Source organism: Edwardsiella piscicida (genome assembly GCF_001896205.1).
In the GTDB taxonomy this organism is placed as follows: domain Bacteria; phylum Pseudomonadota; class Gammaproteobacteria; order Enterobacterales; family Enterobacteriaceae; genus Edwardsiella; species Edwardsiella piscicida.
In genome coordinates this window covers 845,141-856,253 of sequence record NZ_MPNU01000001.1, presented here as the reverse complement: position 1 = coordinate 856,253, position 11,113 = coordinate 845,141, and the positions used below count along the sequence as shown (strand labels likewise).

Here is an 11,113-nt window from a genome sequence, read left to right as displayed (position 1 = left end):
ACCAGCACATCCAGATGCAGCGGATTATCCCGGTGATAGCGCAAGCGGGCGCTGTCTGCCCGGGCACCCAGCAGCCGATGCAGCGTCAGCGCTTCGCGCGGCATCGCCTGCAGCTGATCCGGCGCCAGCGCCAATGCCGCCAAGGCCTGCCCCAGCGACTCACCCAGACGCGCCGCCGCCTTGCCCGTCGGCGCCGCCAACTGAATACGCGGCATCCGACCGGGCGCCAGCGCGACCAACGCCGCCAGCAGGCGCGCTACGGTCGTGGTTTTACCGGTGCCGGGCCCGCCGGAGATCACCGACGCCCGGCGCGTCACCGCCACGGCCGCGGCCACCTGCTGCCAGTCCGGCCGCTGGGCCGTGGCTGGGAACAGACGGTGCAGCACCGGCGCCAGCGCGCCATCGACGCGCCGCGGCTGCGCACAGGCCGCGGCGAAAAAGGCCGCCACCGTGCCCTCATCACGCCATAGTCGCTGTAGATACAGGCAATCGTGGCTGACCACCAGCGGCGTCGCCCTATCGCCACCGCTGACGCAGGGCTGCGCCAGCAGGTAGTCCCGCCAGCGAGCAACGTCCCACCCGGCGAGCAGCGCTGGCCACGCATCGGCCTGCTGCGGAAAGCGCTGGCTCAGCGTCGCCGTATCCAGCGCCGTCAGCGGCAGGCAGACATGCCCGGCGGCCAGCTCTTGGCTGACCAGCGCCGCGGCCAGCGCCAGGTGCGGCTGCTGCGGCCCGGCTAACAGCGTGGCAAACTGCAGATCCAGCGGGCGCAGCGTACGCTGCTGCGCCATCTGGGAGAGTAGAGACTCACGCATCGCCATCCTCCTGTTCCCCGGCAAACAACGCATCCAGCGCCGTGACCAGCGCCTCCTCGGGGCGACAGGCAAAGACCCCCTGCCCCGGCTCAGCGCCCGCCATGCCGCGCAGGAAACAGTAAAAGACGCCGCCGAAATGGCGCTGATAGTCATAATCCACCAGCCGATGGCGCAGATAGCGGTGCAGCGCCAGGGTATACAGCTGATACTGCAGATCATAGCGGTGCGCGATCATCGCCGCCGCCATCGCCGGGGGGCTATAGGCCGCCCGATCGTCACCCAGCCAGTTGGACTTATAGTCCAGCAGGTAGTAGCGACCCTGGTGGCAGAAAACCAGGTCGATAAAGCCCTTCAGCATGCCCTCAACCTGGCTGAACGTCAGCGCGTCGCACTGCGCCGATAGCGCATCATGGCGGCGGATCAACGCATCCAGCGCCTCTGCCCGCAGCGGGCGGGCAATCGGCAGATAAAACTGCAGCTCGGGCTGGCGCTGCGACGGGGCCAGATGGCTCAGGGTCAGCCCGCTCTCATCCAGCGGCGTCTGCAGGATCTGCGTCAGCCACTGCGCCAGCGTCGGCACCCACGCCAGATCGATCCCCTGCGCCTGGCACTGCTCGGCCAGCCACGCCGGATCCGGCGCCGCGGCGAAGTCCAGCGTCTCCAGCAGGCTGTGTAAAAAGGTCCCCGGCGCCGCGCCGCGCGGAAAGGTGTGGGCGCTGAAGACCGCCGCCGCCGGCGTGCGATTCTCGCCGGCGGCGTCGATATCCAGGCGCGGCAGCAGCTCCAGATAGGTGCTACCACCGTGCTGCTGCAGCGCGGAGTAGCTGGTCACCCGCCAGTCATCCTGCAGACGGCGGGTAAAGCGACGGGCGCAGAGCGCGCGCGGCGGTATCGGCTCAGCCTGCCACGGCGTTCCCTCGCCGGGAGAGAGGATCTCCAGACGAATCTGGTCATTCGACAGCGTTTGCAACGCCTGCTTCAGCCCCGCGGCATCGCAGGGCTCGGCGCGCTGCAGTAGGTAGCCGATGGCTCCGTGATGCAGATCGCTCTCATCCTGTTTACGGCGGTTTCCGGACACCAACGGGGCGATACCCAGCGCACAGTGATACACGGCTCGCGTCACGGCGACATACAGCAGGCGCAGATCCTCCGCCAGACGCTCCTGATCCGCCAGCGCCAGCGCATCATCGTCCGCACTCAGATCCAACACCGCCTGGTGGGTGACCCTGTCATGGTACAGCCCCTGCCGCTGGCGGCGGAACGTCGCTACAAAGGGCAGAAAAACCAGCGGAAACTCCAGCCCTTTGGATTTGTGAATGGTGATCACTTGCACCAGATGGCGATCGCTCTCCAGACGCATCTGCTGGCTTTCCGCCTGCGGCTGCGGGCTGTCGATCTGCTGGGCCAGCCAGCGCACCAGCGCCGGTTCACTGTCCAGCTGCGCCGCGGCCTCCTGCAGCAGCTCGCCCAGATGCAGGACGTCGGTCAGCCGGCGCTCGCCCCCCGCGGTCGCCAGCAGGTTCTCCGCCAGGCGGCGGCGCCCTATCAGCTCTCGCAGCATCGGCAGCACCCCGCGGCGCTGCCACTGGCGACGATAGCTGTCAAACTCATCCACCACTGCATCCCAGCGCCGCTCATCCTGACTCAGCGCGTCCAGCGCCGCCGCATCCAGCCCCAGCAGGCCTACGGCCAGCGCGCTGCGCAGGGTTCGGCTCTGGGCCGGCGTGAGGATCGCCTGCAGCAGCCACAGCAGGTCGCGCGCCTCCGGCGTCGAGAAGACGCTGTCGCGGTTGGAAAGATAGACCGAGGGGATATTGAGCGCGCTCAGCGCATCGCGCATCACCGTCGCCTCATGGCGGCTGCGCACCAGGATGGTCATGTCGGCGGCGCACAGCGCGCGTCCCGCCTCGCCGTCATCGCCGCCGATCAGCCGCGCGCTGCCCCGCTGGCCGGCGCTCAGCCAGTCGCGGATCTGCGCCGCACAGCGGCGCGCCATCGTCTGCAGATACTCCTGCGCTGTACAACCGGGAACGTCATACAGCCACAGCGCCATCGCCGACTGGGGCTCACCGTCGATCGTCAGCCGGCGCCCCGCGTTGGCCGCGGCGGAGGCCACCGGTAAAAAGGGGATCTCTGCGAACAGAAACGGCGCCTCCAGGCGTAAGAACAGCGCGTTGACGGCCTGCACTACGCCGGGCGTCGAGCGCCAGTTGGTCTCCAGGGTATAACAGGCATCCACCGCCGCACGCGCGCGTAGATAGGTGAAGATGTCCGCGCCGCGAAAGGCGTAAATCGCCTGTTTGGGATCGCCGATCAAGAGCAGCGCGGTCTCGGATGGCCGAGCGTCGTCTGCGGCATAAATCCGCTGAAAGATACGGTACTGCAGGGGGTCGGTATCCTGGAACTCATCGATCATCGCTACCGGATAACGCTGGCGAATCGTCGCGGCCAGCGCCTCGCCGCCCGCGCCGCCCAGCGCCTGATCCAGTCGGGTTAGCAGGTCGTCAAAGCCCAGCTCTGCCCGACGCCGCTTCTCCAGCTGCACGCCGTCACGGATTTCACCGAGCGCCCGCGCCAGCAAGAGATCGCGCAGCGACAGCGGCTCGGCCAGCAGCGCCTCAATCTCCGTGAACACGCTATGGCACGGCGGCGCCCCCTTGCTGGTTTTCTCCAGCAGCGTCGCCTGCGCAAAGCGCGCGATCGACGACGGCAGCTGGTAGTCACGGGTCTCCGCCTGCGCCCAGGCCGACATCTCATCCAGCCACTTGGGTAGATAGCGGCTGCTGTAGCTGCGCTTGTCGACGCCCGAGGCGGCGATAAGGCCTGCCACCTGATCGGCATGTTCCCGCCACGCGGCCTTGACTCGCTCAATACGGGCCAGCAGGGCCTGATGACGCTGCGCCAGCGTCTCCTGTGCATCGGGCGCCGGGCGCAGCCGCGGCATCTCACCGGACAGGTAGGGCTGCAGCTCGGCCAACAGCGCCTCTGGACCGCTCCACAGCTGACTGACCACCGCGGCCAGATCGGCGGAGAGCGGATAGCAGTGGCGACGCCAGAAGTCAGCGCAGGCCTGGCGGCGCAGCGGCAGTTCGTCCTGCAGCAGGGTCTGCTGAAACAGCACCCCGGACTCGAAGGCATTGTGGCTGAGCATGCGCTGACAGAAGCCATGAATGGTGTAGATGGCGGCCTCATCCATCTGCCGCTCCGCCGCCAACAGCAGGGAGGCCGCCAACGCCCGATCGGCTATCTGCGCCAGCAGGTTGGCAAACAGCGGGTGGCCGCTCTCGCCGCGCAGGCAGGCCAGCCGCAGCGCGTGAATATTGCTGCGGATACGACCGCGCAGCTCCTCGGTGGCGGCCTCGGTAAAGGTCACCACCAGGATCTCCTCTACCGCCAGCGGGCGCGGATAGGCGTTTTCCTCCCCCAGCCCCAGCAGCAGCCGCAGGTATAGCGCGGCCAGAGTAAACGTCTTCCCAGTGCCGGCGGAGGCCTCGATCAGACGGGCGCCGCGCAGCGGTAAGGTCAGCGGATCCAGCGTCTGGGTCGGCATCGGCGCGCGCGGCGCCGACGGAGTCGACGGCGTCATCAGCGGGTCACCTCAATCTTCAGCGTCTTTTGCAGCGCGCTGGCGTCCGGGTAGCGCACCCACCCGGCCGGCTGGGCATACTGTCCCTGGGTACTCTGCCCCAGAACCTGCGACAGCAGCGCCAGCCCCTGCGGCGCCAGCACCGCCTGGCGGAAGAAGCGCTGCAGATCGGCCCGCGTCAGCCCCTCCAGCGCGGCGATCAGCTTATCGCGGGTATCAAACGTCAGATTGCCGCGGGCAAAGTCGCCCTGGAAGCGGTCGGCCTCTTCGGACAAGGTTTGCGGCCGCTGACGCAGCTGGGTCACCAGCGCCCCGCGATATTGGCTAAAGTCCGCCTCGCTTAGCGCGGCCAGCCGCTGCTCCGCCTGGGCATAGAAAGCCTGATAGCGGCCATAGAGATAGTCGGGCGCCCGGCTGCTGCTCTGCAGCAGGAAGGCCAGCCCCCACTGACGGCCAACCGGCGTCGGGAAGACAAATAGCGCATAGGCCAGCTGCTCCTGGGTACGCAGCCGATCGTAAAACCATGGCTGCAGGATCTGGCTCAGCAGCTGGCTGCGCGCCATGCCCTGAATCTCATCATAGCCGGTAGGCACGTAGACGGCCGCCAGCGCAGAGTCGCTGCTGCTGCCCGACCTATCCAGCGTCGCCAGCGATGCGCCGCCGACCACCACATCGCGGCCATACCACCAATGGGTGCCGCTGCAGCGCAGCTGGGCGCTAATGCGATCCGCTAGCAGGCGCACCTGGTCGGCAGAGAGGTTACCGACCACCATCAGATCCGGGGTCGCTGCGCTGATAAGCCGCTGGCGGTAGGCCAGGATATCGTCCAACGTTATCGACGGCAGCATGGCACGGCGCGCGGCGCGCTCGGCATAGGGCACGCTGGAGAGCGCACGCACCGGCTGCATTGCCATATCAAAGGCCTTGGCCTTGTCGGCGGCGTCCAGCTGCTGGCTGTACCAGGATTTAGCCTGCGCCAGCTGATCCGCCGTCGGCGTAAACCCGGCATAGCCCTCCAACAGCGCGCTGAGCAGCTGCGGCAAACGCTGGGTAAAGCCGCTGGCGCTGATCAGCAGGCCGTCGCTATAGCCGGTAGAGAAGCCGATGCCGCCCACCGACGCCTGATAAGAGAGCTGATCCAGCGCCAGCCCGGCCAGGTAGTCCGTCAGGGCAAACAGCACCTGACCGCGCGGATCGTCGCTGTCGAGCGGGTTACGCAGCGCCAGGGTGATATCGGCCTTGGGCTCATCGGCAAAATAGCGGCTCGGCATATACAGCGCGCGTAGCCCCGGACGGGAGACGATCGGCTGCGGATACGTTGGCGCCGGCGATACCGGCTTAATCAGGGTAAAGTTATCCGGAATATAGGGATTCAGCGCCGGCAGCGACAGAGAGATATCGCGTCCGTCGCGCTGCCAGCGCGCCAGCAAGGTCGGCGTGATGCGCTCAACCTGATAGGGGGCATCGACAAAGTAGGCCATCTTATTGTGCGGCTCATCGGGACCGATAAACCAGATGCGCGCACGCTGCGGCGTCATGCTGTCCAGACGGGCAGCGATCGCCTTGGGATCGAAGCGATCGGCCAGATAGGGCGCATCCAAGACGTGTTCGACCGGCACCCGCAGCATCATATCGACCATCCACTCGACGTATCCCATATCGCGCGTCACCGACGGATAGCGGAAGTCGAGCGCCAGCACATGCGCTATCTCGTCGAAATAGCTCTGCTTGATGCCCTGGGTGCGCAGCAGGCGCAGATAGTCATAGACGGCCGCGATCACCCGTCCCCGTTCGGCCACCCCTTTCTCGGTCAGGGCTACGTTGATATTGAACACCCCGCCGTTGCGATCCGCCATCGGATCGGCGCCGGCGCTAATGGACTCCGCCAGCCCCTGGCGCTGCAGCCAGTCGGACAGCGTATTCTTGCTGCGGTTGCCAATCAGATAGCTGATATACGTATCCGTTTTACTGCGGAACGCCGCGCTGTCGTTGGGAATCCGGTACTCAATGCGCAGCATCCGCCGCGGCTGGGCCGGGACATAGTGAATGATGATCCCCTGCTGCGCCGGCGTCACCACCGGCACCGCGATCGGCGCGACCGTCGCATGTCGATTGGGAATGCGGCCAAAGCTCGACGCTGCCAGCGACGCCAGCGCGGGAAGCGGCTGGTTACCGTAAATGAGCCCCACCATCAGGTTGGCGGAGTAGTAGCGCTGATAAAACGCCACCAGCTGCTGATGCAGACTGCTGCCCGGCTTATCGCGCAGGGTTTCCAGATTTCCTCCGGAGAAACGGGCGCTGGGGTGGGCCGGGTTCAGGGTCTCGGCGGAGACCTGCTCCATGCGCAGGCCGTCGCGCGAGCGCGCGAGCGTCAGCTCGGCATTCACCGCGTGGCGCTCGCGATCGGCGTTCCCTTTGTCCAGCAGCGGCTCGGCAATGGCGTCCGCCAAGCGGTCCAGCGCCGGGGCCAGGGCATCGTTCTCTACCTGCAGATAGTAGGCGGTGCGGTATGCGGCGGTGCTGGCGTTATAGCTGCCGCCGTGCTTTTTCAGAAACTCCGACAGATTATCCGGCTGCGGGAAGCGTTTTGACCCCATCAGCACCATGTGCTCCAGATAGTGGGCCAGCCCCAGCTGACTGTCCGGATCGTCCAGCGATCCCACCGGCAACGCCAGCGCCGCCAGCGCATTCGGCGCCTGCGGATCGGAGACCAGCACCACCTTCATGCCATTATCCAGACGGATGGCCTGATAGGCGCGCGGATCACCGGCGCTCTTGTTGATGCTCTGCGCCAGCGGTTGCCAGCCCTGCGCGACAGCGCCGAGCGGCGCCCAAAACAGCAGTAATATCCACAGTACGATGGTCGCACCTTGTCTACGTATCACGTCCAATCCCCTCTTGCCCCTGTTCTGGGTGCCCCAGAAAACGCACCCACCTACCCGCTCCCCGTCGTCGCGGAGGATCACGCCAAATTATGACGCAGCAGCGGTAAATAAAAGCGCTGCGCCAGTGCTTCGAGCTCTCGCTGCGCCGCGTCATCCAGCGTACGCACCACCCGCTGCAAATAGGCATCCTGCCCCTCGCCGGGGCTGAAGGCATCCCCATTCCACGCCTGCAGCAGACTGCCGTGCGCCTTGGCGAGCCGGGCCTCGTCCGTCGTCTGTAGCTGTCCCGTTTCCTTATCATAACAGCACTTCAGCCATTGCCATCCGCTGCGCGTCAGCAGCAGCGGCGCCTGCATCCCCTCGCGGTAGCCCTCGATCAGGCGCACCAGCTCGCGCTCGGCCTGCGCCGCATCGAGTCCGGCAAAGTGCCATGTCGTATTCTTGCGCCCAAACATCCAGCTATCGCCGTCCCCCTGAGCCAGGCAAAACAGCAAGTGCTCTATCCACAGCACGATCCCGTCCGTCGCGCCCAGCTCTGCGGGACGCCAGCGTACCAACCCTGACGCCTGCGCCTGCGGCAGCCAGCCGGTCAGACGACACCCGTCCAGCGTATGGTCAATCTCCAGGCTCTCCCCCGGCTGGAACAGATCGCCGACCCGCTGCGCCAGCTGCGTCATCTCATCGCGCTGCGCCTGCCACCACAGCTCGCCAAAGGCGCCAAAGGGCAGGGTTCCGGCGGCGCGGATCTGGCGATACAGCGTCTCGACCTCATCGCCGCCGATCAGGCGGTTAAGCAGCAGCTGGTTGATCTGATAGCGGCTGAGCGCATCCAGCGTGAAGGGCTCCTCCTGCGGCAGCTCACTCTCCTCACGGATGAAGCTAACCCCCAGACGCTGCTGAAAAAAGGCCCGGACCGGGTGACGGTAAAAGCGGATCAGCATATCCAGCGTCAGGTGCTCCAGCGGCAGCGGCGCCAGCCGGGTGGCAAACGGTGGATGCTCTACCCCCTGCCCGCTGGCGGCCGGCAGCCATTCACTGGCATAGCTCTGGAACTCGCCCTGCGGATCGAAGTTATCGGCATCAAACGGCACCCGAGGGTGCGTATGGCACAGGTGCGCCATCACCCGTTCGGCGCTGCTGTCCACGTCCCGATCCACATCCTGCGCCAGACAGTGGCTTTGGGCGATATACTCCAGCAGCTCGCTGACCAGCACGCTGGGATAGCGCTCGCTGTTATCCTGCACCGAGCGACCAATGTAGCTGATATAGAGGCGCTGCTGCGCCGACAGCAGCGCCTCCAGAAACAGGTAGCGGTCATCGTCACGCCGGCTGCGATCGCCGCGCTGCGCTTTCCCCGCCATCAGATCAAACCCCAGCGGCGCCAGGGTGCGCGGATAAACGCCGTCGTTCATCCCCAGCAGACAGACCACCTTAAACGGGATGGAGCGCATCGGCATCAGGGTGCAGAAGTTGATCGGCCCGGCGAGGAAACGCTGACTGATGCGCTGATTATCCAGACGGGCGGTCAGCTCGTCGCGCAGCACCGTGATCGGCAGCGTCTCGGGATAGGCCGACGCCAGCCCCTCTTCAATCAGCTTAAGCCACTGCTGCTCGATCAGCGCGCACACCGCTTCGCTATCGGCGTCAGTGACAAAAAAGTCCTCCAGCAGAGCCCGGCACAGCGGCTGCCACTGCGCCAGCGTCTGCATCTGCCCCAGGCGCTGGCGCCACTCGCGCAGCGCCGCCAGAAACTGCGCCAGTTGCCCGGCCAGCTCGGCGATCGTCCCGCTGGACTCATCGTAGGGCAGCACCCCCTGCCACTCACCGCTGCGGCTGTCCATGGCATAGCCCAGCAGCATGCGCGTCAGGCCAAACTGCCAGGTATGCTGGCCGGTCGCCGGCAGCGCCAAGTCGCGCACCGCGTCATCGTCCAGCCCCCAGCGGATCCCGGACTCCTCCACCCAGTGGCGCAGCAGCCGGATACCGTCATCATCGATATCAAAACGCGCCGCCAGCGCAGGCACCTCCAGCAGCGCCAACACCTGCTCGGCGTTAAAGCGGCTATGGGGCAGATCGAGCAGCGCCAGCAGCGCCTGCACCACCGGATGCAGCTGGCGGGCGCTGCGGTCCGAGATAGCGAAGGGCAGATAGCGCCCGGCCGGCGCATTGCCGAAAACGGCCTGAATAAAAGGCGCATAGCTGTCGATATCGGCCACCATCACGATCACGTCGCGGGCGCTCAGCGTTGCATCGGCGGCGAACATATCCAGCAGGCTGTCGTGCAGCACCTCAACCTCGCGCTGCGGGCTGTGGCAGACGTGCACGCTGATGCTGCGATCGTCCGACGCCAGCCGCCGCTTCTGCCGACTATCCTGCAGCGTCTGCCCCGCGGCGGCGATACAGGCATGGTCCTCCAGCTCCAGCATATCTCGCTGGATGCGCTGCAGCAGGGTCTCCTGCGCCAGGTCGACAAAGGCGCTGACCTCCTGTGGGCCGTGCTGGGCCAGCAGATACATATGATCGCGTCCCAGCTTGCCCCAGGAGGCCAGCAGCGGATTGCTCAGCGCCTGCTCGCCCTCCTCGCTAAACAGCGCGACGGCCTGCTCCGGCGTGCGAAACAGCGCGCTCTGGCTTTCGCCCAGGCTGCGCTGCGCCAGCAGATAGTCACGGCGGCGCCGGCTTTGCAGCCGCGCCAGAAAGGCATAATCCTGAATATCGCCCCAGTAGTAGCGACAGGGGTTAGTGAACATCAAATGCACATCGATGTGCTCACCCAGCGCGCGTAGCGCCTCAAGATAGACCGGCGGCAGCGCCGAGATCCCGCAGATAAATACCCGGCGCGGTAGCCCCGGCGGGGCGCGATCGCTCACCTTCAGCGCCTGAATGAAGCGCTGATACAGGTTAGCGCGGTGCCACTGGGGCTGGCCCAGCTGCTCGGTATAGTCACGCAGCGCCACCCACAGCGGCGCCTGCCACTGCTGCGCGCTGTCCAGCCCCTCTATCAGTCCCCCCTGCTCCCAGCGCTGCAGCCACTCGGGGCGGTAGACCAGATACTGGTCATACAGGTCGGCAATCCGCGCCGCCAGCTGAAAATGCTTGCGCCGATCCGTATCGTCGCTCAGATAGTGCGCCAGCGGGGCAAACGCCGGGCGATCGAGGAACTGCGGTAGCAGCCACATCAGCTTCCAGGTCATGGCATCTTTGCTAAAGGCGCTGCGCTGCGGAATATCCGGCAGCACCCGGGTAAACAGATCCCAGATAAAGGTGGCCGGCAGCGGAAAGTCGATATTGGCGGCGATGCCGAAGCTGCGCGCCAGCTCCATCTGCAGCCACTGGGACATCCCCGGGCTTTGCACCAGGATCACCTCGCGTTCAAAGGGCGTCTCCAGCGGCTGCCCCTGCATCAGCGCCGCCATCAGCTGCGTCAGAACATCCAGTTGATTGGAGTGATAAACGGTAAACATAGCCTCTCCGGTGGGGCCCGCCCTGCTGCGCGGCCAGTTGGGTGTGCGCCAAAGCTACCGCGATCGCCCGCTAAGGGCAAATCAACTTTGCCAGGCTGACAGGGCGCCCCCGCGGCGGGGAGAGATCGCACACCAGCAGACGACAGGATCCGGCGTCGCGCAGCCCCAGCGTCCGGCTCCACCCCGGCGGTACCCCCTCTTCCGACGGTGTCTGCAGCGGCAGCGTCGCCTGTGCCAGCGCGCCGCGCGCATAGCGCCAGGCCTCCAAACGCTGCTCCTGCGCCCGCTGCGCATGCAGCAGCGTGCGCTGGGTCTGCACCAGCCCCATCAGTCCGACGCTGGTCAGCAGCAGCGCCAGCATCA

The 11,113-nt window shown here is 66.1% G+C and carries 5 protein-coding genes; all 5 read right to left on the bottom strand.

What is annotated here, in order from left to right; genetic code table 11:
* Positions 1-815: AAA family ATPase (locus BRD58_RS18165; RefSeq protein WP_236721568.1), on the bottom strand; the 815-nt coding region annotated here is incomplete at its 3' end.
* Complete coding sequence (recB, locus tag BRD58_RS03770) at positions 808-4,401, bottom strand: exodeoxyribonuclease V subunit beta (protein WP_073381603.1); 3,594 nt, start codon at positions 4,399-4,401, stop codon at positions 808-810. The genes recB and BRD58_RS18165, both read right to left, overlap by 8 nt.
* Entirely contained in the window at positions 4,401-7,283 is a 2,883-nt protein-coding gene (gene ptrA, locus BRD58_RS03765; protein ID WP_073383844.1) for a pitrilysin, read from the bottom strand. Before ptrA ends, recB begins: the two co-directional genes overlap by 1 nt.
* Before the next feature lie 80 nt (positions 7,284-7,363).
* The gene (gene recC / locus BRD58_RS03760) at positions 7,364-10,750 is read right to left on the bottom strand and encodes an exodeoxyribonuclease V subunit gamma (protein ID WP_015460989.1); all 3,387 of its coding nucleotides are present in this window, start codon (positions 10,748-10,750) and stop codon (positions 7,364-7,366) included.
* A 70-nt stretch (positions 10,751-10,820) separates the two neighbouring features.
* Positions 10,821-11,111 (bottom strand): prepilin-type N-terminal cleavage/methylation domain-containing protein, encoded by a 291-nt coding sequence (locus BRD58_RS03755; protein WP_173790601.1) that lies wholly within the window; start codon positions 11,109-11,111, stop codon positions 10,821-10,823.
* Positions 11,112-11,113 lie beyond the last annotated feature (2 nt).

Excerpts from the sequence above, each read along its gene's own strand:
- recB (WP_073381603.1), bottom strand. The coding sequence starts at position 4,401 with ATGACGCCGTCGACTCCGTCGGCGCCGCGCGCGCCGATGCCGACCCAG.
- recC (WP_015460989.1), bottom strand. The coding sequence starts at position 10,750 with ATGTTTACCGTTTATCACTCCAATCAACTGGATGTTCTGACGCAGCTG.
- BRD58_RS03755 (WP_173790601.1), bottom strand. The coding sequence starts at position 11,111 with ATGCTGGCGCTGCTGCTGACCAGCGTCGGACTGATGGGGCTGGTGCAG.